The 22,830-nt window shown below is 28.0% G+C and carries 21 protein-coding genes and 2 pseudogenes; 3 read left to right on the forward strand and 20 right to left on the reverse strand.

Annotation, left to right across the window (positions count from 1 at the left end; genetic code table 11):
- Position 1 precedes the first annotated feature (1 nt).
- The 12 genes from pglE to AJ930_RS02160 all read right to left on the reverse strand — a co-directional run bounded on the left by pglE (position 2) and on the right by AJ930_RS02160 (position 12,929).
- Positions 2 to 1,162 (reverse strand): UDP-N-acetylbacillosamine transaminase, encoded by a 1,161-nt coding sequence (pglE, locus tag AJ930_RS02105; RefSeq protein WP_044779136.1) that lies wholly within the window; start codon positions 1,160 to 1,162, stop codon positions 2 to 4.
- Between the two features lie 93 nt (positions 1,163 to 1,255).
- Positions 1,256 to 1,882, reverse strand: coding sequence for a hypothetical protein (locus tag AJ930_RS02110; protein ID WP_261659479.1), 627 nt, complete (start codon positions 1,880 to 1,882; stop codon positions 1,256 to 1,258).
- Positions 1,866 to 2,453 carry a UDP-N-acetylbacillosamine N-acetyltransferase gene (pglD, locus tag AJ930_RS02115; RefSeq protein ID WP_070274786.1) on the reverse strand — a complete coding sequence of 196 codons (588 nt, stop codon included), beginning with the start codon at positions 2,451 to 2,453 and terminating at the stop codon, positions 1,866 to 1,868. The genes AJ930_RS02110 and pglD overlap by 17 nt, the downstream gene beginning before the upstream one ends.
- Complete coding sequence (gene pglC / locus AJ930_RS02120; protein ID WP_044780185.1) at positions 2,440 to 3,042, reverse strand: undecaprenyl phosphate N,N'-diacetylbacillosamine 1-phosphate transferase; 603 nt, start codon at positions 3,040 to 3,042, stop codon at positions 2,440 to 2,442. Before pglC ends, pglD begins: the two co-directional genes overlap by 14 nt.
- Entirely contained in the window at positions 3,035 to 4,165 is a 1,131-nt protein-coding gene (gene pglA, locus AJ930_RS02125) for a N,N'-diacetylbacillosaminyl-diphospho-undecaprenol alpha-1,3-N-acetylgalactosaminyltransferase (protein WP_070274763.1), read from the reverse strand. Before pglA ends, pglC begins: the two co-directional genes overlap by 8 nt.
- A 9-nt stretch (positions 4,166 to 4,174) precedes the next feature.
- On the reverse strand, positions 4,175 to 6,316 hold the full coding sequence (pglB, locus tag AJ930_RS02130; RefSeq protein WP_070274764.1) for an undecaprenyl-diphosphooligosaccharide--protein glycotransferase: 2,142 nt from the start codon (positions 6,314 to 6,316) through the stop codon (positions 4,175 to 4,177).
- A 3-nt stretch (positions 6,317 to 6,319) separates the two neighbouring features.
- The gene (gene pglJ, locus AJ930_RS02135) at positions 6,320 to 7,417 is read right to left on the reverse strand and encodes an N-acetylgalactosamine-N,N'-diacetylbacillosaminyl-diphospho-undecaprenol 4-alpha-N-acetylgalactosaminyltransferase (RefSeq protein WP_070274765.1); all 1,098 of its coding nucleotides are present in this window, start codon (positions 7,415 to 7,417) and stop codon (positions 6,320 to 6,322) included.
- Complete coding sequence (gene pglI, locus AJ930_RS02140) at positions 7,405 to 8,334, reverse strand: GalNAc(5)-diNAcBac-PP-undecaprenol beta-1,3-glucosyltransferase (RefSeq protein ID WP_070274766.1); 930 nt, start codon at positions 8,332 to 8,334, stop codon at positions 7,405 to 7,407. The genes pglJ and pglI overlap by 13 nt, the downstream gene beginning before the upstream one ends.
- A complete protein-coding gene (gene pglH / locus AJ930_RS02145) occupies positions 8,327 to 9,406 on the reverse strand; it encodes a GalNAc-alpha-(1->4)-GalNAc-alpha-(1->3)-diNAcBac-PP-undecaprenol alpha-1,4-N-acetyl-D-galactosaminyltransferase (protein ID WP_079860937.1) in 1,080 nt (359 codons plus the stop codon). The genes pglI and pglH overlap by 8 nt, the downstream gene beginning before the upstream one ends.
- Positions 9,403 to 11,097, reverse strand: coding sequence for a BC-type lipopolysaccharide transporter PglK (gene pglK, locus AJ930_RS02150; RefSeq protein ID WP_070274767.1), 1,695 nt, complete (start codon positions 11,095 to 11,097; stop codon positions 9,403 to 9,405). The genes pglH and pglK overlap by 4 nt, the downstream gene beginning before the upstream one ends.
- Entirely contained in the window at positions 11,091 to 12,077 is a 987-nt protein-coding gene (gene galE / locus AJ930_RS02155; protein WP_070274768.1) for a UDP-glucose 4-epimerase GalE, read from the reverse strand. The genes pglK and galE overlap by 7 nt, the downstream gene beginning before the upstream one ends.
- Before the next feature lie 57 nt (positions 12,078 to 12,134).
- Positions 12,135 to 12,929, reverse strand: coding sequence for a 3'-5' exonuclease (locus AJ930_RS02160; protein WP_070274769.1), 795 nt, complete (start codon positions 12,927 to 12,929; stop codon positions 12,135 to 12,137).
- Between the two features lie 65 nt (positions 12,930 to 12,994).
- On the opposite strand from AJ930_RS02160, the gene waaC reads away from it, so the two are divergent.
- Genes waaC through AJ930_RS02175 form a run of 3 tightly spaced genes read left to right on the forward strand, consistent with a single transcriptional unit; the run spans position 12,995 to position 15,589 of the window.
- Positions 12,995 to 14,023 carry a lipopolysaccharide heptosyltransferase I gene (waaC, locus tag AJ930_RS02165; protein ID WP_070274770.1) on the forward strand — a complete coding sequence of 343 codons (1,029 nt, stop codon included), beginning with the start codon at positions 12,995 to 12,997 and terminating at the stop codon, positions 14,021 to 14,023.
- On the forward strand, positions 14,013 to 14,891 hold the full coding sequence (gene htrB / locus AJ930_RS02170; RefSeq protein WP_053872410.1) for a lipid A biosynthesis lauroyl acyltransferase HtrB: 879 nt from the start codon (positions 14,013 to 14,015) through the stop codon (positions 14,889 to 14,891). Before waaC ends, htrB begins: the two co-directional genes overlap by 11 nt.
- Positions 14,888 to 15,589, forward strand: coding sequence for a glycosyltransferase family 2 protein (locus AJ930_RS02175; protein ID WP_052857542.1), 702 nt, complete (start codon positions 14,888 to 14,890; stop codon positions 15,587 to 15,589). Before htrB ends, AJ930_RS02175 begins: the two co-directional genes overlap by 4 nt.
- Here the strand turns inward: AJ930_RS02175 and AJ930_RS10240 are convergent.
- The 8 genes and pseudogenes from AJ930_RS10240 to AJ930_RS02210 all read right to left on the reverse strand — a co-directional run bounded on the left by AJ930_RS10240 (position 15,582) and on the right by AJ930_RS02210 (position 22,809).
- A complete protein-coding gene (locus AJ930_RS10240; RefSeq protein ID WP_186820853.1) occupies positions 15,582 to 16,133 on the reverse strand; it encodes a glycosyltransferase in 552 nt (183 codons plus the stop codon). The two genes, AJ930_RS02175 and AJ930_RS10240, sit on opposite strands and share 8 nt — an antisense overlap.
- The gene (locus AJ930_RS10245) at positions 16,094 to 16,570 is read right to left on the reverse strand and encodes a hypothetical protein (RefSeq protein ID WP_171822107.1); all 477 of its coding nucleotides are present in this window, start codon (positions 16,568 to 16,570) and stop codon (positions 16,094 to 16,096) included. Before AJ930_RS10245 ends, AJ930_RS10240 begins: the two co-directional genes overlap by 40 nt.
- Before the next feature lie 54 nt (positions 16,571 to 16,624).
- Positions 16,625 to 17,404: a glycosyltransferase family 25 protein gene (locus AJ930_RS02185; protein ID WP_052949287.1), complete on the reverse strand. Its 780-nt coding sequence runs from the start codon at positions 17,402 to 17,404 to the stop codon at positions 16,625 to 16,627.
- Positions 17,401 to 18,336 carry a glycosyltransferase family 2 protein gene (locus AJ930_RS10750; RefSeq protein ID WP_070274771.1) on the reverse strand — a complete coding sequence of 312 codons (936 nt, stop codon included), beginning with the start codon at positions 18,334 to 18,336 and terminating at the stop codon, positions 17,401 to 17,403. The genes AJ930_RS02185 and AJ930_RS10750 overlap by 4 nt, the downstream gene beginning before the upstream one ends.
- Entirely contained in the window at positions 18,329 to 19,540 is a 1,212-nt protein-coding gene (locus tag AJ930_RS02195; RefSeq protein WP_052949285.1) for a glycosyltransferase, read from the reverse strand. Before AJ930_RS02195 ends, AJ930_RS10750 begins: the two co-directional genes overlap by 8 nt.
- A 1,109-nt stretch (positions 19,541 to 20,649) precedes the next feature.
- Positions 20,650 to 21,199, reverse strand: a pseudogene (locus AJ930_RS10785) (glycosyltransferase family 2 protein); the annotation flags it as partial.
- Positions 21,173 to 21,946 (reverse strand): annotated as a pseudogene (locus AJ930_RS10465) (glycosyltransferase); the annotation flags it as partial. The pseudogenes AJ930_RS10465 and AJ930_RS10785, both read right to left, overlap by 27 nt.
- A 53-nt stretch (positions 21,947 to 21,999) precedes the next feature.
- Positions 22,000 to 22,809 (reverse strand): glycosyltransferase family 2 protein, encoded by an 810-nt coding sequence (locus AJ930_RS02210; protein ID WP_070274772.1) that lies wholly within the window; start codon positions 22,807 to 22,809, stop codon positions 22,000 to 22,002.
- Positions 22,810 to 22,830: the final 21 nt, after the last annotated feature.

Genomic DNA, 22,830 nt, shown 5'->3' on the forward strand with positions numbered 1-22,830 from the left:
TTTAAGCCTTTATGCTCTTTAAGATCAGTTTTGAAATTTCATAAACATCATCTTTACTCATCGCCGTGCCACTTGGCAAACAAATTCCTTTTTGGAAAAATAACTCACTATTGCCATTAAGATAAGCCTTAGCTCCTTTAAATACTTCTTGAGTGTGCATAGCTTTCCATAATGGTCTTGTTTCTATTTGTTCATTTTTCAAATCTTCTATGAGTTTTGAAATTTTTGGATGCAAAGCGATATTTTTTTGACTGATATTTATATCTTTTTGACAAGCATTAAGTTCATTTTTATCAAAATCAATCAAAGCTGTACTTAACCAGCGATTGCTTCTTGAATTTTCTAATTCATCTAAAAAGCTAAAATGCTCTCCTAAAAATTCTTTATACCACTCATAAATTTCTCTTTTTTTAAGCACTCTTTGTTCTAAAACCTCCATTTGTGCTACACCAATAGCTCCTAAAACATTGCTTAAACGGTAATTATAACCATAATCTAAATGTTCATAATGCAAACAATTTTCCCTTGCTTGAGTGCTATAAAATCTTGCTTTTTCAATCTTTTCTTTATTTTTTCCTATAAGCATACCTCCACCTGAAGTGGTGATGATTTTATTGCCATTATAAGAATAAGCTCCAAATTCTCCAAAAGTTCCTAAAGCTTTATTCTTATAAAAACTTCCTAAAGCTTCAGCAGCATCTTCGATTAAAACAATTTCATTTTCTTTGCAAATTTTAACAATCTCATCCATTTTTGCAGCATTGCCATAAAGATGAGTTAAAATCAATGCTTTTGGTTTTTTTTCACATTCTTTAATGGCGAGTTTTAACAAATCTACATCAATATTATAAGTTTCATCACAATCTATAAATACAGGCTTTGCTTTAAGATAACAAATAGGTGCTACTGAAGCGATAAAAGTAAAAGAAGAAGCTAAAACGATATCATCTTGTTTTACCCCTGCCACCCTTAAAGCTAAATGCAAAGCCGCTGTGGCTGAATTTAAAGCTAAGGCATTTTCACTTTTGCTATAATCTTTTACACTTTGCTCAAAGCAATTTACAAATTCACCCAAAGGTGCTATATAATTGCTTTTGAAAACTTCTTCTATGTATTTTAATTCATTACCACCCATATGCGGAGGAGAAAGAAAAAATCTCATTTTTTATCCTTTATATAAAGCAGAATTTTTTATCCTTATATATTTTATCTAAAAAAAATTACCAAGATTCAAATATTTAAATTCTTTTTATAGTCAAAGCTTGTTTTCATACCAATTTTTAAGCTTTTCTAAGTCTTCTTCTTTATAAATACTTTCAAAGCATTTAAGGAGTATTTTATTTTTTGTTTTGATAACAAAACAAACTTCAACTTGATTTAAAAATTTCATTTTTTCTATTTTAACAATTTCCAAATCTTCTCGTTTTATAAAATACATATAAAAAAGATTAAATTTACTAACTATATAAATTCCATTTTCACAAACTATTGCTAAATTTATAACGTACATCAACAATAATAACATACCTGTTATCACAGAAGAAACTGATACTTGCAAACTCCAAAGTGTTTTTAAATTTTCATTTTCTAATTCAAAGAAAAAAAGAAGTTGATAAAAACCTTCAAAATTATACCAAATTCCTATTAATCCACCCAAAAAAGCAGCAATACCTGTATATTTTACAATCCTACTATTTTTAGAATTTACATTTGCTTTAAGACTAAAAAGTTTTTTGTGTTTTAAAGAATTTTTCAAAGGAAATATGTAGCATATTAGACATATGGTTAGTAAATTAATGACAATCCACCCCAAAGGCGAAGGATTTACTATATAGTGAACAACAAGATTGTTATTAAAATGCAATTTACATCCTTTTTGCAGGTATTCCTATAAAAACACCTTTTTCATCTTGATTTTTAACTAAAGTTGCTCCACCACCTAAAATACTATCATCTGCTAAGCTTAAATTAGGCAAAACACAAGAATTAATCCCTAAAAAACAATTTTTACCGATTTTTACATTACCCGCACATTTAGCCCCTACGCTTACATGAGAAAATTCCCCTATCATGCATTCATGCTCAATCACACTTGAAGTATTTAAAATCACGCCTTTTTCTATTTTGGCTTTAGCGTTAACTACTACATAAGGCATGATTAAAATCCCTGCATTTTCTTCCACACTTGCACTAGGACTTATAAGCGCGCTTTTATGGATAAGATTAACAATTTTAAAGCCATTTTCTAAAATTTTTTGATAAATCTTTTTTCGAATTTCATTGTTTCCTATGGCTATAAAAATATCATATTTTGGCAAGGTGCTTTCAAATTTCATTCCTTTAAAATCATCTAAAAAAATACATTCTTTATAACCCATATTTTTAGCCACATCTTCACAAACAAGCCCATGACCACTAGCACCATAAATATAAATTTTTTCAGTTCTTGCCATTAAATTTCTCTGTTGTAACATAACCTTCTTTGCTTACCCCGCTTCGTTTTAAAACCTTTAAGGCTGTTAAAAACATGATTTTTAAATCAAGTAAAAAAGAAATATTTTTCACATAATACACATCAAGCTCGAATTTTTTCTGCCAAGAAATAGCATTTCTTCCATTTACCTGCGCCCATCCTGTTATACCTGGACGCACTTTATGACGCAATTTTTGCTCTTCATTATAAAGAGATAAATACTCAACCAAAAGAGGTCTAGGTCCAACAAAACTCATATCCCCTTTTAAAACATTAAAAAGTTGCAAAAGCTCATCCAAACTTAAGCTTCTAACAATTTTTCCAAAAGCTTTCAAACGCAATTCATCGCTTAATAACTCACCCTTTTCATCTCTTTCATCGCTCATGGTTTTAAATTTATAAATTTTAAAAATTTTTTCATCTAAACCAGGGCGATTTTGGGTAAAAAACACACTTCCTTGAGTGATTTTTAAAAGTAAAGCAGTGAGTAAAATCACCGGAGAAAAAAGCACTAAAAGCACTAAAGCTAAAATAAAATCAAAAATTCTTTTAAAAACTTTTTCATACATTCTTAATTACCCTATCATAAAGTTTTAAATAACGCTGTGCGATATTATTTTCATCGTATTGTAAAGCATCTTGGGCGGCATTTTTAGCTAAATTTAATCTTAATTTTTCATCTTCTAATAAAAGTGAAATTTTTTCGCTTAAATCCTTGGCATCTTTTGTTTTTGCCCAAAGTCCATCATAAGCATTAGAAATAGCCTCCACACAACCTTCACAATCACTCACCACTATAGCCTTACCACAAGCTTTTGCCTCCAAAACACTTACAGGAAAGCCTTCTTTATAGCTTGGTAAAACAAAAATATCACAATTTTGTAAAAGCTCGACTATATCACTTCTAGCACCCAAATAATACACCACACCCGAGTTTAAAAACTCCAAACTTGCACAAGAAGGATTTTCATCTCTTCCACCAACTAAAACAAAATTTGCCTTGTCTTTTAGCATAGCAGCACTTTCATAAAATTCTTTTACACCTTTATGCCATAAAGCTCTTGCTATCATAAGCACAATTGGTTTTTTATCTATGTTTAAATTTTTCCAAAAAAGCTCTTTTTTTTCCGATTCTACATAAATAGGAAAAAATTTTTTTAAATTGATCCCTACAGATTTTATCACGCAAATTTTATTTTCTTTAAGTCCTAAATTCCGCATAAACTCAGCATTACTTTCATTGACAAAAATGAACTGGTGTGCAAATTTAAAACTTAATTTATAAAGATTATTAATAACAAAACGCACTAAATTTGCCTTAAAACCTTGATCTATATAAAAAGAACCCAAGCCTTCTACCAAAGCAAAACGATAAGGAATTTTTGCCCATTTTGCTGCTAAAATTCCAAAGGTATTGCTTTTATGTGCCGCACTTTGAATAAGATCAAGATTTAAATTTTTCAAAACCTTAGCAAGATAAAAAAAATTCTTTAAAACCACAAAAGGATTTAAGCTAGCTCTTGAAAGCTCATAAACAATTACTTTTAAGCCAAGATCTCTAAGTTTTTGCGTGTATTCATCTTGTGGCACTATAACAAAAACTTCATCTTTTCTATCTTTTAATGCTTTTATAATAGGCATTCTAAAATGATAAATACTTGCTCCTGCATGTGATAAAAATCCTATTCTCATTTTCAGCCCTTAAATTTTAAGTTTAAAAACCTTAGCATCTCTAGAATTAATCACCAAGTCAAATAAATTCTTATCATAATTTCCTAAAAAAAACATTTGCACATAAGCACTATTAAACATGGTTTTATCCATTAAAATAAATTGTGCGTAAGGAATAGCACTATCCTTTAAATAAAAAATATAAAACTGAGCCTTATCATCGATTGGAGTGATTTTATATTCACCTTGTTTAATAGAATTAATCTCTACGATACTATTTACAGAAACCACATTATCACCTATTTTAAAACTTCTAAAATCATCGCTTAAAACCACTCCATTGCTAAGATAAATTTCTCCATTTTTAACATCAAGTGGATAAGCTGTGCTAAAGGTAAAAGGTTTATCCAAAACTCCTGTATCTAAATTAATAAAAGAAAAACTAGCCACCGTAGAAAAAATCAAAGACATTCTAGCGGGCATATAAAGATAAATATCACGAGTTTTTGGTGTATCGATTTTAAAATCAGGTTTTGATAATGAAGCTAGAAACAAATCCACATTGCTTTGATTATAATCTTTCATCATGGCTTGCAAAATGTCTGTTTTTAAAATATCATTTTGCGGAGCATAAAAGCTTTTTTCTGTATATTCTACACTAAGTCTTGCCATATTAGCTGCAGCTTGTTCATCTTTGCTTAAAGCAAAAGAAGGGAAAAAATTATCCTTACCTAAATGCTTTCCACCATCTACTAAAGTTTTCACATCGCTATAATAACGCACAGGATAACCATAATCCCACCAAGTTACCACATAATCTTCTCTATTGGCTATATTCTTTAATTGATTTAATAATGATGCTTCATTTTGAGAAAAAACTGTTGGTGCTTTATAGTTGTAAATATGGATAAATACTGGAGCTAAAGTCAAAATAGTTGCAAAAACAATACAAACATTTGAAGTTAATTGGCTATATTTTTTAACCAATATAGCCTTAAACTCGCTCAATAAAAAACCAAATCCTAAGGCCATTACAGGTACAGAATAAATGGTAAACCTAAGTCCCCCTTTTAAGGCTAAAAACCCAAGCACCAATATAGGTAAAGCCATAATCATACTTTTATGTTTTCTCAAAAGCCATACAAAACCAAACAAAGAAAACAAAAAAACAATTTCACTACCACTAATTCTTCGCATAAATTCGCTAAGATCTACATTTTCAACTTCTTGTATGGTTTGATTGACATTAAAATACATAAAACCCTGCGTTAAATTCGCACTTTCATCACTTCTAAAAATATAAAATTTAAGCTGATAAAGTATAGGATCAACCCCACCACTTAAAATCAAAAATATCAAAGTTGCACTACCTAAAATTCCTATAATCATAAAATTTAAGCGTTTTTGCTCTAAGACAAATAAAGCAAAAAGTATTACTATAATGGCACTTTGATAAAACCATGCTATATTTGAAAGAGTAAGAGAAGACAAAATCACAGCTATATAAAAAATCTTTTCTTTTCTATGAAAAATAAGCGTATAAATTAAAAAAAGTCCAATTAAAGCTACATTTAAAGTATAACTTGAAGGATACCACCAAAGATAAATTCCTATAAATAACGGCAAGGCAATCAATGAAAAAAAGTCTTTTTTTAAAATCATTCTTACCATAAAAAATAAAATAAACATAGGTAAAACAATTACCAGCATATCCGTATCATAATACCCACTCATAGTGCGATTATAATAACTGTTTGCTATGCTTGCTAAAAGAGCAGCTACAAAGCCCATTAAAGGACGCTTGCATTCATTAGCTAGCAAAATAATAGGAATCACCACCAAAGAAGATAAAAAAGTACTCATATATAAAATGATACTTTCAAAAGAAAAAGGTGTGACTTTATAAAGCCAATAAGTAAGCGCGGATAAAGAAGATCCATAATAACTCAAATCATTAGGCTGATGAAAACCTGCTATCATATCTCTTGCGCCCTCAGCAAAGGCATAGCCATCGTTTGAAATGATCATTAATTGATTATTGAAAAAATACTCATTAAACTCACTTGCCCACCAAACCCAATAAAACCTGCAAAATACACTAAAAACATAAGCTAATATAATCATCGCAAACAAAACTAAATAAGGGTTTTTTAAATACTCTTTTTTCAACATCTTTTATCCTAATAAATATTTCAAAGCATCACGTGCAATTTTTACTTTATCAAAGGCCTTAGCCCTAGTTTTAGCCTTATTTTTATACGCTTTTCTTAATTTATCATCTTCAAGCATAGTCTTTAAACCCTGAAACATAGAGTTTTCATTATCTACTTCTACTAAAAATCCAAATTCATCATCTCCAAAAAGCTCTCTTGCACCACTTTTATGATCAGTGCAAACTACCGCACAAGAACAAGCTAAGCTTTCAATTAAAACATTTGAAAAACCTTCAAACACAGAAGCAAAAGCAAAAAATTCACATTTAGCCATGTATTTATAAGGATTATTATCAAATCCTAAAAGCAAAACCTTTTCTTCTAAATTCAACTCTTTAATCAAAACTAAAAGCTCATCTTTAAGTACACCTTCACCTAAAATCACAAGCTTTAAATCTGTTTTCAATCTCGCATAAGCACGAATTAATAAAGCATGATTTTTACCTTTATCAAGCCTGCCTACACTTAAAATAAATTTATCTTTTAAAGCTATGTCTTCAAGGGCTTTTTGCTCTATGTTTTCTAAATCGATGGCATTGTATAAAATTTCACATTTTTTTGGATTTATATTAAAATTTTGCACTAAATCTTCTAAATTTCCCTTAGAATTAGGCAAGATTAAATCAGCTTTTGGGTAAAGCAAAGAAATTAAAAATTTATTTGCCAAAGAATTAAAATTATTTTTCGCATACATCACACTTGGCGTAGTGCATTCATTGATCACAAGGCGAGTTTTGTTTCCAAAAATTCTTGCCATTAAAGCTATATAATTAGGTCGATTTAAAAAAACAAATTCTGTATCAATGCCTAAATTTCTACAAAGTTTTTTATATTTTAAAGCCAAAAAAGGTAGTTTTAAAAATTTCAAAATAGGATTTTCACTAGGTTTTGAATATTCTAAAAAATGAATTTGACACTCTGGAATTTCATAAGAAATTTTATCATTCATCAAGATCAAATGCACTTCAAATTTCAAACTTAAAATAGGCAATAAAGTCGCCACAACTCTTTCAGCACCACCACTTCCTAAAGAATAAATAAAAATGCCTAATTTTTGCATAAAGCCACCCGAATTTTTGATAATTTTTCAATCATATTATTTGGAATTATACTTAAAATGAGTAATATCAAAGCAGGAGCGTTGATTTTTATACTCAGGCTTTTAAACAAACATTTATAAAGAGCTTTATAATTTTTCGCCAGTTTTGCATAATAAGCTGCCATTTTATAATAACTCGCACAAGTTTTTTTATAATCTTTATCCTTACTCATTCTAAGTTCATTTTCTAAAATTTTAGCAAGCTCTAAATATCCCAAATACACCCTATAAGCATTTTTACTCGCCCCTAAAGTCACGCTATCTTGCCTAAAAATCCTATAAATCCTAAAAGCCTTATGGATATAAAAACTTTTTTCCTTGTATAAATTTACCCAAAGCGTGGCTTCATTGCCATAAAATTCTTCATTAAAACGCTTGTTTTCAAGTAGAGATTTTTTAAAAACAGAAAAAAACTCTCCGCTAAATTTAGCCATTAAAAAATCTTTTTTAGAAATTTCACTATCTTTTTCCAAACCCTTGCCGCTAAATTCCTTGCTTAAATTTCCTTCTTTTTCTATCAAACAATTTCCAAAAACATGAGCATAACCCTCATTTGCTTTTTGCATCAAGGTACTTAAAGCCCCAGATAAAAGCTCATCATCATCATCTAAAAAAGTTACAAACTCGCCACTTGCTTGATCTAAGCCATTGTTTTTATTGCCATTTGGGCCTTGTTTGTAATTTTGATTTAAAAAATACTTAATGCGATCATCATCTTTTTGTAAATTTTGCACCACACTTTTAGTATCATCGCTAGAATTATCATCGCTTACAATAATTTCTAAATCTTTAAAATCTTGATTTTGTATGCTTTTAATAGCCTTTTCTAACAAAACTTGACGATTAAAAGTTGGTACTACAACAGAAAGTTTAGGCATTTTTAACCTCGGCTATAAGCTTAAGCCATTCTTCTTTGATATTAGAAATTTCAAAGTCTTTACACCTTTGTTTGGCATTATTTACAAGTTCTTTTCTAAAATTTTCATCATTTAAAACAAGTTCAAGTTTTTTAGCAAGTGCTATTTCATCATCACAACCTACCAAAAGTCCATCATGATTATCTTTGATCAAATCCTTAGCACCATTATAATAAGAACTTGAAATTCTACAAACCTCAAAATACAAACTTTCAATTAAAACCGTTGGCAAACCCTCTACAAAAGAACAAAGGCAAAGTGCTTTTGCTTTTTCATAAAGAGCCTTGACATTTTCAACGCGTCCTAAAAAATCAACTTTTATTCCTAAAGATTTTACCTTATATTCAAGTTCTTGCCTTAACTCTCCATCTCCTGCTATAACAAATTTATAATTTTCTTGCAAATTTTTATCCAAATGCGCTATAGCTTTTAAAAACATTGCAGGGTTTTTGTTGTGATCTAAACGCCCTATAAAAAGAACCAAATTTTCCTTTTCAAAACTAGAATCAAAAGGAATTTCATCGCTAAAATGACAAGGATTTAATAAAAGCTTAACCCTTTTTACAAATCTTTCATAATACACCTTATCACTGCTTCCAAGCACACTTAAAGCATCACAAAAAGGATAGCTTACCCTTCTTAAAAAACGCCAAATTTTAGGTTTTAAATACGCCTCATTGCTATGCTCACTTATAATGAGTGGAGTTTTAAGCCCTATTTTCGCAGCAATACAAGCAATATTAGTCGTATCCAAAAAAGAAATAAAAACATCAGCCTTACTTTCTTTTAAAGCCTTTCTTAAAGCAAAAAATTTCTTAAAACGACTTGCGATTTTATGATAAAGCGTGTCAAATCTAAATTGTTCTAAACTTGTAACTTTAACTTCATTTTCAAGCTTATAAAAAGATTCTCCTGCATGAAATTTAATAATACTTACTTCATGCTCTTTACAAAGTGCATTAGCCAAGGTTACTAAAACACGCTCAGCGCCTCCTGAATTTAAAGTTGCGATAATAAAGCTTATTTTCATCATTTCTCCTCTTTAAGCTTGCCGTGTTCTAAACGATAAACCTTATCACATTGCGTTATCGTAGAAAGGCGATGTGCGATAATAATCATGGTTTTATCTTTAGAAATTTTATAAATTTCATCCATGATTTTTGCTTCACTTTGAGTATCAAGCGCAGAAGTTGCTTCATCAAGCACTAAAATTTCAGGCTCTAGATATAAAGCTCTTGCTATGGCTATGCGTTGTTTTTGCCCACCGCTTAAATTACTCCCCCCATCACCTACTTTTGTTTGCACTCCTTGAGGTAAATTTTTTATAAAATGCTCTAAATTTGCTTGTTTGATAACCCTGTTAAGTTTTTCTTCATCAACCGCATCTCCAAAAGTAATATTTTTAGCTATGCTGTCATTAAAAAGATAGATATTTTGTGGGATATAGCCTATTTTTTGGCGATAATTTTTTGCATTACTTGCATTTAACTCTTGCTTATCAATTAAAATTTGCCCTTCTTTTGGTTTTAAAAGTCCTATGATAAGATCTACTAAGGTACTTTTTCCGCAACCACTCTCCCCTATAAAAGCGATTTTTTCGCCTTTTTTAATGTTTAAGTTAAGATTTTTAAATAAATATTTTTTTCCCTCATAACCAAAGCTAAGATTGCAAATTTTAAGCTCTTGATTAAAGCTTAATTTTTCCTCGCCCAAATTTTCTTCTTCTTGTCTTAAATTTTGGTAAATAATATCCAAAGAAGAATGATAATAAAGCAAATCATGATAACTTGTAATAATACGATTTGCACTTGGCATTAAGCGATAAAGCGCTAAAACAAAAATAGAAATCGTGGATAAAATACCTGAAATATCACTTTCATTTTTCAAAACCAAAAATACCACGATAAAAACAAGTACACAAAAACCTATTCCTTCAAGATAAATTCTAGGCACTGCAGCTACGCTTTCATTGATAATATTCGCTTTAGAAAAAGCTTCACTTTGTGCTTTAAAAAGGCTTAACACTCCATCTTCTTTGGTTTTAAGCTTGATAAATTTAAAATTATTTAAATTTGTATTTAAAATTTCGAAGAAATTTTTCATCGCTTCTTCACGTTTTAGTCCTGCTTTTTTAATGATAGGACTTAAAATTTTCACTAAAATAAAGGCATTTAACACCATAAAAATACTCAAAAATAAAGTGATTTTATAATTAATCAAAAGCATTAAAGCATAAAGCAAAAGTACTACAAAAATTTCACTCATCAAAAGTAAAAATGATGAAATCATAGTGCTTAGATTATAAACTTCTCCTGTAATGGACTTTAAAATTTCAGATTGATTTTTTTGAGTAAATTTTTCATAATTAATATTTAAAAATTTAGAAAAAACCTTATAAGCAATCGCGTGATAACGCCCTTTAGAAAATCTTGCCAAAAGATGAAAATAATACGCATTTAAGAAAGCTCTAAACACATAAAAAACAATAAGCCCCACTCCAAAATAAACAATGATTTCAAAAACAGGGATATTAAGGTATTCTTTTAGGCTGATTAAATATTTATTACGATCAAAATAAGAAAAATCACTAGCCAAAGTGATAAAAGGCATTACCAAAGAAATTGCAAAAGTTTCCATAAAAGAAACAAATACTGAAAAAACAAGCAAGAAAAATAAAAAATTTTTATCTTCCTTGCTTAAAATAAAAAAAAGTTTTTTTAACACTGTTTTTCCCAATCAAAAGCAGATTTACAAATAAGCTCTAAATCATCATATTTAGGCTGCCAAGAAGTAAGATTTCTGATTTTACTTGCATCAGAAATCAACACACTAGGATCGCCCGCACGGCGTGGGGCAAGTTCTACTTTAAAATCCACTCCACTAACTTTTTTCATCGCTCCAATCACTTCTTTTACACTAAAACCATGTCCATAACCTACATTAAAAACATTGCTTGCATTCTCTTGTAAATAATCCAAAGCTGCTAAATGCGCGCTTGAAATATCATCTACATGGATAAAATCTCTTATGCAAGTACCATCTTTTGTATCATAATCATCGCCAAATATGAAAAGTTTTTCACGTTTTCCTGCGGCACATTCAGCTGCAACTTTTATAAGCAAAGTCGCTTTTGGATAGCGTTGTCCTAAAGTATAATCCATGCAAGCGCCTGCAACATTAAAATATCTTAAAATACAATGCTTAAATTCAGGATTTGCCATACTTGCATCACGCAAAACTTCTTCGCTCATAAGCTTACTACGCCCATAAGGATTAATAGGTGCTAAAGGACTTGTTTCGCTCACAACAGGAGTTTGTGGTTCGCCATAAGTGGCTGCCGTTGAAGAAAATATAAATTTATTCACTCCAGTTTGCAAACAAGTTTCGATGAGATTTGTTGTATTAACAGTGTTGTTTATATAATATTTTAAAGGGTTTTGCATACTTTCAAAAACTTCAATGCTCGCTGCAAAATGCACAATAGCGTCAAATTTTTCTCTCTCAAACAATGCTTTTACACCTTGAAAATCACTTAAATCTTGTTCAAAAAATTTAAAAGCTCTTATTTTTTGCAAATCTTCTATTGCGATTTTAGAGCCCTTAGAAAGATTATCTAAAACACAAATTTCATGATCTGTTTTTAAAAATTGTCTTAAAGTATGAGAACCTATATAACCTGCACCACCGCTAATAAGAATTTTCATCATCATTCCTTTTTTTAAAAATATCAAAAATAAATTTTAATATATTTTCTTAAATACTTAAGATCGAACTTTTGAAATTTCACTCTCGCAAGCTTTTGCAAAAACTTCTGTATAAGAACGATCTGATTTTTTTGCACACAAGAAATCTCTCATATAAGAAAGAAAATCAACATAATCTTCTTCATCAACATTAGTTTTAATAAGTTCATATTTTAAAAAAAGCATATAGGTATTTAAAACATCGCTTTCGCAATATTCGTGGATTTTTTCAAGTTTATTTTCATAAAAAAGTTTCATTACCTCATCGCCATGCACATCATATTTTCCTGGCAAACCCACCATAGAACAAAGTGTATCAAGCTTTATTCCACGCCCGTTAGATCCTAAGGATTCTAATAAATCACAATGTTTTAATTCTGAAAATCTTGTTTTATAATTATTCCATTTATCACTTTGAGTATCCAAATAAGTTGCTGCTTTTAAATTGTATTTTAAAGCTCTTAAAACAAGAACAGGCATATCAAAATTTTTACCATTAAAACTGACTAATTTTGGCTCATAATTTTCTATAAAATTGAAAAAATTAGCAATCATTTCTTTTTCATTTTGCCCATCAATTTTATTTACTTTGATAAATTTTCCAAAATTATCGCTTAAAACCGCACAAATACTGATGATTTTATGATAAGGCAAAGGCAAAAACTCACTCCCACTTTGTTCTTTTTGCCACTGAAGTGCTTTCAAACTTACTTCTAAATCACTTCCTTCAAAACCTAAAGTTTTACGGATAAGCTCAACATCTGGCACACTCTCACAATCAAAAACACAAATATAACCTTCATTTTTTGCCATTTTTAACCTTTTTTTAAATAATTTCGCTAAAATCATAGCAAAAATTTTAAAATATTAGGCTTTTAATGAAAATAGCAATTGTTCGTTTATCAGCACTTGGTGATATTATCCAAAGTGCCGTGGTTTTGCAATTTATCAAAAATTTTAAAAAAGATATAAAAATTCATTGGTTTGTAGATGAAAAATTTGAAGGCATACTTAAAAACCATCCTTTAATAGACAAACTCTATGCCCTGCCCTTAAAAGACAAAAAAATTTTAAAAAGCCTAAAAATTCTTCTTAAAGCAAGAAAAAACAACTATAATGCAGTAATAGATCTACAAGGGCTTATAAAATCTGCTATTGTAAGTCGAATTTTAAGTAGAAATAATTTTGGTTTTGATAAAAATAGTCTTAAAGAAAGTTTTGCTCATAATTTCTACAACCAAAAACTTGAGTTAGATTACAATGAAAATGTATTTGTAAGATACTTAAGTCTTACCTCCTTTATGTTAAATACTGATTTTAATGTCAAAAATTTAGCCTTTAAACAAGATATTTTTAGCGTAGATGAAAATTTAAAACAACTCTTAAACAATAAACTCAAGCTCGACAAAAACGAAAAAAACATACTCATACACGTGGGTTCAAGCGTAGAAAATAAAATCTATCCTAAAACCAAACTTGCTATACTTTGTAAGCTTTTAATCAATGAATTTCAACAAGCAAAAATTTGGCTCGCTTGGGGAAATGTAAAAGAATACGAATTTGCTAAAGAGGTTTTAAATCTTAGTGGTATTGATGAAACACATATAGAATTAGTGCCAAAATTCAACCTTGAAGAGTTAATGGCTTTTACAAAAATGATGGATCTTATCATAGGAAATGATAGCGGCCCAACACATTTAGCTTTTGCTTTAAACAAAGCATCTATTACGATTTTTGGTGCAACACCAAGCTACCGCAATGCTTTTCAAACTCATATCAATAAAATCATTGATGCAGGTAAAAAAATCCAAAATGCCAAGCATATCGATAAAAGTGATTTTTGTATCACGCGTATAGAAGAAGAAGATATCTTCAAACTTGCCAAAGGCTTACTTAATGAAAAATAGTGATAGAATATATCTTAGTCTTTATTATATTTTGAAATTTTTTGTTACTTTTATGCCTGAGTGTATCTTGCATTTTTTAGCTTTGATTGTAGCAAGAATCACTTTTTATCTTAACAAAAAACATCGCAAGATCATCGATATAAATTTGCAAATCTGTTTTCCTCAATACACTCAAAAAGAACGCGATAAACTATCTTTGAAAATTTATGAAAATTTTGCTCAATTTGGAATTGATTGTTTACAAAATCAAAACACCACCAAAGAAAAAATTCTCAATAAAGTAAATTTTATCAATGAAAATTTTCTTATAGACGCTCTAGCTTTAAAGCGTCCTATTATCTTCACAACTGCACACTATGGAAACTGGGAAATTTTAAGCCTTGCTTATGCAGCTAAATATGGTGCGATTTCCATAGTGGGGAAAAAGTTAAAAAGCGAAGTTATGTATGAAATTTTAAGTAAAAATCGCACCCAATTTAACATAGAGCTTATTGACAAAAAAGGCGGTATAAGACAAATGCTAAGTGCCCTAAAAAAGGGGCGAACTTTAGGAATTTTAACCGATCAAGACTGCGCAGAAAACGAAAGCGTAAGATTAAAATTTTTTAACAAAGAAGTGAATTATCAAATGGGAGCAAGCCTTATCGCACAAAGAAGCAATGCTTTGATCATCCCTGTTTATGGCTATAAAGAAGGTGGTAAATTTTGCATAGAGTTTTTTAAAGCAAAAGATTCTCAAAATGCAAGCTTAGAAGAACTGACACTTTATCAAGCACAAAGTTGCGAAGAAATGATTAAAAAAAGACCTTGGGAATACTTTTTTTTTCATAGACGCTTTGCTAGTTATAATCAAGGAATATACTCATGAATATTTCAATAGTAATACTAACTTTTAATAGTCAAAAATATCTTCAAGAAGTATTGCAAAGTGTTAATTTTGCCAATGAAATTATTTTAATAGATAGCGGAAGCACGGATGATAGTTTAATAATAGCAAAAAATTTTAAAAACGTGAAAATTTTCCATCAAAATTGGCTTGGTTTTGGAAAGCAAAAACAATTTGGAGTTGAAAAAGCAAATAATGACTGGATATTTGTTTTAGATAGTGATGAAGTTTTTACTGAAGAATTAAAAGAGGAAGTATTGCAAATAATTAAAAATCCATCATTTAAAGCATACAAAGTAGCAAGATTAAATTTTTTCTTTGGAGAAGCAATAACAAAAATGGGGCTATATCCTGATTATAACATAAGATTATTTCATAAAAAATATGCCAAATTTGATGAAAGAGAAGTTCACGAAAGCATAATCTGTCAAGAAAAAATAGGAAAATTAAAACATCATTTTTTACATTATGCTTATGAAAATATCGAGCAATTTATAGATAAGCAAAACAAATACTCAAGTCTAAATCCTAAAAAAAATAACCTTCTTAAAGCTTTAATAAATCCTTATTGGACTTTTTTCAAGCTTTATTTTGTAAAATTAGGTTTTTTAGAAGGCAAAAGAGGTTTTATCATAGCAAAGCTTTATGCCCAATATACTTTTTGGAAATATATTAAGTAGTTTTAATCATATCAAACAATTCGTCCCATTTTTTCATCACGCCTTCTATTTTATAAGATTCAACTTTTTCTTTGGCCTTTTTAACAATTTCTTGTCTCAAGTTTTCATCTTGCATTAAAAGTGATATTTTTAAAACCATATCATTAAAATCACCCATCTTAAATAAAAGTCCATTATTTTTATCATCGATTAACTCGCTTACACCCATATAATCACTACTGATTCTAGCGCATTCATAAAAAGCAGCCTCAATTAAAACTATGGGCAAGCCTTCTTGTTTGGAACATAAGCATAAAATTTTAGCTTTTTCATAGTAAAAACTTAAGTCTTCTATATAGCCTACAAAATCGATGTGCAAATTTAAATTTTTAGCAAGCTCCATCAAATTCTTTTTTAAAGAACCCTCTCCTGCTATGATAATCTTCCATTTACTTAAAACATCTTTTTGGATACAAAATAAAGCTTTGATAAAAACATCTACAGCCTTTTCCTCTTCTAATCTTCCTACATATAAATTAATGTTTTCTTTATCATTTGTATGAATTTTTTTACACCCAAGGGATTAGGCATGATGATTTTATTTTTTACAAAAGAATAATATTTAAAATCTTCCCCAGTTAAAACACTTAAATAGGTAGCCAAAGGATACAGTTTTCTTCTTAAACGATTGGTTTTTTTAGACTTTTCTCCAAGATGAAAACCATGCTCGCAAATAATATGCTTGATGCCTATATTTTTATTTGCAAGTAGAGTAAATAAATTAGGCTTGGTTTTAAAAGAAATCATAATATCAGGCTTATACTGTTTTATTTTTTTAATTGCACACTTATATATGATTTTATTAATAAGTTTATTTAAAAAACGGATGGGAGTTAAAGCTTTAGTGTTGATAAATTCAACATAAGCATTGTTACAAATATCATCATAAGCTAGAGGCGTCTTTTCAAAAAATAACAAAGAAAGCTCGTGATTTTTTTCCATTCTTTAGCAAGTTGATAAATAACATAACTTACCCCACCTTTGTTAAAATAGTCACTAACAATCAATATTTTCATAAGATCTAACCTTTTTTAAACTAGGTAAAAAATATTTTATAAAAATGTGAATTTTTTTAATATACTTACTTATTTTATTTTTCTTTTTAAGAAATTTTTTATCATCTTGAGTAGAACTTTCAAACATAAAATTTTCATGTGTATAAACAAGTACAGGAAATAAAGCGTAAGTGTTTAAAACTTTTTCATTACAAGTAAGAGCATCTATAGGCAAATAAATTTTTTCTAAATGAGAAAGCAGTTTTAAGGCTCCATTTTTGGTTATAAAATAACCATAAGTACCGTTGCCTCTAGCGATCAAACGACGAATTTTATAATTTAAGATTTTTTTTGCAAATCTTCTTGAGTAAGGACTTTCTATCCTAAAACCATCATCATTATAAACCTGTCTTTGATGCCCTAATAACAAAAGTTCCAAGTCGTTAGGAAATTCATTAAGGTGTTGTAAAAATTCAAGTAAGTTTTCATCAAAATACGCATCATCTTCTAAAATCACAGCGTATTTTAATTTTTCTTGCAATATTTTTTCATAACATTTTTTATGAGATAAAGAACAACCAAGCTCTCCAAGCCCTAATTCTCTTTTATGAAAATTTAGCATTTTGTCATAATCAACTATATTTAAATATTCTTGCTTACTTATAGCTTTTCCTTCTACCGCTTCGATGATTTCATAATCAAGTTGATATTTTTGACACAATTTACTAATGTATTCTTTTCTTTGCTTTGCTTTTTTAAGATTGATGATAAGAAATTTCATTTTAATTTCATTGCTAATTGTTTTATATATTTTTTTCTCTTAAATTTTATTCTCTTTCTTTTTAATTTTATAAATATTTTTTTAAAAAAGCAACTATAAGGAGTACAACAATATTCCAGTTGTAACTTATGTATAAGAAGCTCGTTAGTAAAATATTGGCACAATAAAAAATATATAGGATTTAAAGCATTAGAATATAAATTAAGCTTATGAATAACAAAATTTAAATTTTCTATAAAAAATTGCATCTTATGAAAATTTTTTCTTTCATTGGTTGATGAGCTAATATTTTGCATATTGTAATTAATCAAACATTGTTCTAAAGTTACAATACGCTTGCATTCAAGATAATACAAAGTAAGGATCAATGCATCTTCTGCCATAGTAAGTTTTGGGTTTTCATTGATTTTTTCAAAAGTTTTTAAATATTTTTGTTTTTGAAGAACTTTACCCCATATATTCCAGTGGCAAATTTTAGAACCAATAATCCATTTTGATAAAAATTTCAAATACTCGTCAATATTATAATTACTATCGGTAAAAAAATATTTTTTTTTCAAAGTTGTATCCAAAATATTATAATTAAAACATATCAAATCATTGTTTTGATCTAAATACTTAGATACTTCCTTACAAGCCTCAAGTTCTAAATAATCATCAGGATCTAAAAACATGATATATAAAGAATTAGCTGCCTTAACTCCTTCATATCTAGCCCTTAAAAGACCTAAATTTTTCTCATTGTGGATTATTTTTATCCTTTCATCTTTTTTGGCATATTCTTTAGCCACATCTATACTTTTATCACTTCCACAATCATCAACTACGATTATTTCTATGTCTTTAAAGGTTTGATTTATGCAACTTTCTATTGCTCTTGCTATATACTTTTCTACATTATAAGTTGGCAAGATAATTGAAATTTCAGGCATTATTTCTCCTAAAAATTTGTCTTGGATGTCGAAAATAAAATCTTAGCATTAATTTAAATCTAAAAAGCCTTAAGTTAATACCGACTAAAGAAAATAAATCCTTTATATTGAGATAATTTAAAGGATAATATTGTTCAATATAATAATGAATATAATGTAAAAATATTTTATTTTGGAATTTTTTATCTAAAACATTACTTTCTTTGCAAAAAAGAAAAATATTAACCCCAATCACACACATACAATAAGCCTTAAAATAAGCTCTCAATTCCTTATACCCTCCTCCATTTGATTCAAAATATTTTCTTAATTTTTCTAAATTTTCAGGAAGTTTTTTTGGAATTTTATCTTCAATAATATTAGTAATAGAATTTTGACGAATTCTATAAACCATAAGCTCCTCTTTTAAATAAAAAAAAGTAGGACTCAAAAAAAACAAAATAGTGCCAAAATCATGATCTTCATGATAAATCCCATAAGCAAAACGAAGCTTGTAAGTATTTAACAAACTGGCTCTAAAAGCCCCCTGCCAAGCAAAATAAAATTCATAACATTCATTTTGCAAAAGTAATTCTAAGCCATTTTTACAATTTAAATTTTTCATCTTTAAAATAATATCACATTCTGGACTTATTTTAAATCGTTTTTCTTCTTCTATGAATTCTTTAAAAGAATGAGCTATGAGATCCAAATCACTTTTGTTCATTTCATTTACACATTTTTCAATGCAAGTTGGCTCTAAATAATCATCAGAATCTAAAAAATGAATAATATTGTCAAGCAAATCTTGGATGATAAATTCATTAATGTTTTTTAACTTTGTTTGGATTATGTTTTTACTAAGTTTTATGAAGTTTTTATTTATTTCTTCTTTTGTAAGTTCTTTAGTGTTTTTTTTAAAAGTATTTGTGCTTTCATAGCTTATAATATTATTTTCATTTTCAAAAAATTCTCTTAATTTAGTGCCTTTTATAAATTCTAAACCTGCATTTCTAGCCGAACTTAAACCACCATTTTCTTTTGCTATAATAAAAATTCTTTCATCTTTTTTAGCATATTTTTTAGCTATATTTAAACTATTATCAGTACTTCCATCATCTACCAAAATAATATCTAAATCTTTATAACTTTGATTTATAACACTTTTTAAACACTCGTCCAAATATTTTTCTACATTATAAATTGGAATTATTATACTAACCATATTACAAAATATCCTAATCCTTAATGTATAAATTATACATAATTAAGTTAAAAATTTTAAAAAACAAAGTCATAATTTTTATAAATTTGAATTAAAACAAAAAATAAGAATAATTTAAAATATTAAATTGTGTAAAATAATTCTACTATAAATTACATATGATTTTTTCAAAAAAGTTATAAGCAATATTTATTATAAATAACCTCAAAAATACTCTTTTTTATATTTTATAAACATAAACTCCACCTTCTTTGCATAAAATTAAAAAACTAATATTTACATAAATAACTAAAAATATATAATTTTAAAATAAAATACTGCAAAGATATAATTTATTATTAACTTTTATAAAATATTTAATTGTTTTTTAAATAAGATTATTGTTTATTTTTTTATTTTTGGAATTTCTAATCTAAAAATAATTGTATATAGTATAGCAAATATAAAAAAAATATATCTATAACTTGCAATCTTGCTAAAAAAATAATGCATATATTTTTTATTTATAACATATTTAAACCAACTTTTATCAATTTTAAAAAAAGAAATTTTATACTCTATAGAAATCTTACTACACTTAAATATAGATTGTGAAATATTTCTATAAAAACTGGGTATAAAAAGCTTTTCACAAATAAGTTTACTTTCTAAATCTATTGTATTATCTTTCAAATAAGTAATCAAAGATAAAAGCATTCTTATATTTGAAAGAACATCTATATGCAAATGAATATTTTTTACATTTCCAAATTCTAAAACATATATTGGAGGCGGAAGTATTTTCTTATTGCTATAATTACAAGAACTATAATCCCTTATTCTATATACATATAATTCTTTTTCTAACATATATATAAAGTTACTTTGCAAAAATAACAAAATTCCGAAAATTCTATCTTCGCCTATAATATAATTTTCAAACATCAAAGAAATCTTTTTTAAAAAGTGAAAATTGATTACACCAAAGCATACGAACTGAAAAAAATCATCCTTTATAAACTGTCGTTCTATCCATTCAAATTTTGTTATAATGTTTCTTCCTGTAAAATATTTATCAAAAATACTAGTTGTAGAAATATCCTTAAAAGTTTGATTTATAACTTTCTCCTTAAACCATAATATATCAACCCCATCCATTCTAGGAACACATTCTTCTATGCAATTTAATTCCCAATAATCATCAGAATCTAAAAAGATAATATAATCAATATCAGGGGCTTTAAAATTTAAAAGCTCATCTTTGTTTTTAAAGAAATTTGAACTTTTATATATTTTATAAATATTATAAGGATTATCTTCATTGTCTAGTTTAAATTCTACTAAGGAGTTTTCTTTTAATTCTTGGGTAATGTTTTTAAAATCATATTCTTTACTAAAGAATTCTATGCCTACATTTCTTGCTGTACTTTGTCCCCCGTTTTCCTTATCAAAAAGTATAAATCTTTCATCTTTTAAAGTATATTCTTTGGCTATATTAAGCGAGTTTTCATCTGTGCTACCATCATTTACAAGTACAACTTGTAAATTTTTATAAGTTTGATTGACAACGCTATCTAAACATTCTCTTAAATATTTTTCTACATTATAGATTGGGATAACCACACCTACGGTTTTGGTTTGATTCTTTGTAAAAGATAATCTATTTAAAAGATTTTGTATTTTGTGCCTATCTAAAAGCTGTCCATAAATTGTTTCTTTTAAATAAAAATGATTTTTATTCATTTTATAACTTCTCCACATTTCAGAAAATAAATGCAAACAAGGTCTATTTTCATCAAAAGTTTTTTTCTTATCTATAAAATCTCTAGCATTTTTCCATGGAATTTGACAAGTATCTTTATAGTCTAGAGCATGCTTTTCCAAACCACACTCTTTAACCCATTTAGCCAAAAACCAAGGTCCTATTACTCCCCAAGGGATGGTTTTTCTATTATCTACAATCTTCTTTGCTTCTTCTATAAGTAATTTTCCAAATTCACTTTGTTTTGGAAATTTAAGGAGTGAAGTTGTGATTCTAGCTTTGTTAGGATCATCATCAATTTCCTTAGAAAAAATATATCCTTTTTCATGATAATCATAAGGGCTTAAACACACCATATCTAAATCTACCCATACCCCCCCCCTGAGATAGAGTAGATTAAATCTAAAAAAATCTGAAAAAGCAGCTACTCCAGCTCCCCTATCATCACTAAAATATTCTTCAAAAGGCACAATATCATTTGCATTTTTAAGTGTAAAATTATCAAACAATTCTTGGAATTTTAAAAAGATTCTATCATTTAAATTATAAGTATATAGATGGAATTTATATCCATTGTCAAGCCAAGATTTAATCGTAAGAATTTCCATCAAACCTATGCCCTCATAGCCTTTAGGGGTATACCAAAAACTTGAAATTTCAGTCATTATTAGCCTTCTAGTGTTAAAAATACGAAAATTTAATTATATAAAATTTAATCTTAAATTCTATTTTTTAAATCCAACTCTTCTTTCTTTAAAACTTCAAATAATTTTCGATGAAATTTATCATGTAAAAACTCTTTGGATAGTTTTTTTATAATTTCATTGCTTTTCTTTTTATCTCGATAATTTTGATTTAAAATTTCTTTATTTTTGTTTTCATATCTTCCATTTGGATTAAATTTATAATGATAAATGCAAGTTTTAAAAACGGCTATTTTCTCACAAAACATAAAATAAACATAACAAAAAAGCACATCTTCACCGTAACTTAAATGCTCATCTATTTTAACTTTTTCAAAACTTTTTAAGATGATATCTTTTCTAAAACACTTCGCCCAAACCGACCAGCAAAAATGCCTTTGTTTGCTTAAAAATTCTAAAAATTCCTTTTGATTAAAAACTTCATCTTGTTTAAAACGATAAAATTGTTTGGTTTTTACCCTATGCACAAAGGCATCAAAACAAAGTAAATCAAAACCTTTTTTCACCTCTTTAAACGCTATTTCACAAGCATCAGGTGTTAAAAAATCATCACTATCTAAAAACATTATAAAATCAGAACTAGAATGCAAAACTCCTAAATTTCTACTTGCAAAAGTGCCTAAATTTTCTTCATTTTGAAAGATTTTTATTCTTGGATCTTTTTTTGCAAATTCTAAAACCATATTTAAACTATTATCTTTACTTTTATCATCGATAATCAAAATTTCAATATCTTTTAAAGTCTGATTTATACAACTTTGCAAAGCTCTTGAGATAAAATTGCAAGAATTAAAAAGTGGGATTATGATAGAAAGTTGTGGCATATTTTTCCTAAATTTTGTTAA

This window comes from Campylobacter sp. BCW_6871 (assembly GCF_001762325.1).
Classification (GTDB): Bacteria; Campylobacterota; Campylobacteria; order Campylobacterales; family Campylobacteraceae; genus Campylobacter_D; species Campylobacter_D jejuni.

Coding starts and splice junctions, on each gene's coding strand:
- pglE (WP_044779136.1), bottom strand. CDS start 1,162: ATGAGATTTTTTCTTTCTCCTCCGCATATGGGTGGTAATGAATTAAAA.
- pglD (WP_070274786.1), bottom strand. CDS start 2,453: ATGGCAAGAACTGAAAAAATTTATATTTATGGTGCTAGTGGTCATGGG.
- pglC (WP_044780185.1), bottom strand. CDS start 3,042: ATGTATGAAAAAGTTTTTAAAAGAATTTTTGATTTTATTTTAGCTTTA.
- pglA (WP_070274763.1), bottom strand. CDS start 4,165: ATGAGAATAGGATTTTTATCACATGCAGGAGCAAGTATTTATCATTTT.
- pglB (WP_070274764.1), bottom strand. CDS start 6,316: ATGTTGAAAAAAGAGTATTTAAAAAACCCTTATTTAGTTTTGTTTGCG.
- pglJ (WP_070274765.1), bottom strand. CDS start 7,417: ATGCAAAAATTAGGCATTTTTATTTATTCTTTAGGAAGTGGTGGTGCT.
- pglI (WP_070274766.1), bottom strand. CDS start 8,334: ATGCCTAAACTTTCTGTTGTAGTACCAACTTTTAATCGTCAAGTTTTG.
- pglH (WP_079860937.1), bottom strand. CDS start 9,406: ATGATGAAAATAAGCTTTATTATCGCAACTTTAAATTCAGGAGGCGCT.
- galE (WP_070274768.1), bottom strand. CDS start 12,077: ATGAAAATTCTTATTAGCGGTGGTGCAGGTTATATAGGTTCTCATACT.
- AJ930_RS02160 (WP_070274769.1), bottom strand. CDS start 12,929: ATGGCAAAAAATGAAGGTTATATTTGTGTTTTTGATTGTGAGAGTGTG.
- waaC (WP_070274770.1), top strand. CDS start 12,995: ATGAAAATAGCAATTGTTCGTTTATCAGCACTTGGTGATATTATCCAA.
- htrB (WP_053872410.1), top strand. CDS start 14,013: ATGAAAAATAGTGATAGAATATATCTTAGTCTTTATTATATTTTGAAA.
- AJ930_RS02175 (WP_052857542.1), top strand. CDS start 14,888: ATGAATATTTCAATAGTAATACTAACTTTTAATAGTCAAAAATATCTT.
- AJ930_RS10245 (WP_171822107.1), bottom strand. CDS start 16,570: ATGGAAAAAAATCACGAGCTTTCTTTGTTATTTTTTGAAAAGACGCCT.
- AJ930_RS02185 (WP_052949287.1), bottom strand. CDS start 17,404: ATGAAATTTCTTATCATCAATCTTAAAAAAGCAAAGCAAAGAAAAGAA.
- AJ930_RS10750 (WP_070274771.1), bottom strand. CDS start 18,336: ATGCCTGAAATTTCAATTATCTTGCCAACTTATAATGTAGAAAAGTAT.
- AJ930_RS02195 (WP_052949285.1), bottom strand. CDS start 19,540: ATGGTTAGTATAATAATTCCAATTTATAATGTAGAAAAATATTTGGAC.
- AJ930_RS02210 (WP_070274772.1), bottom strand. CDS start 22,809: ATGCCACAACTTTCTATCATAATCCCACTTTTTAATTCTTGCAATTTT.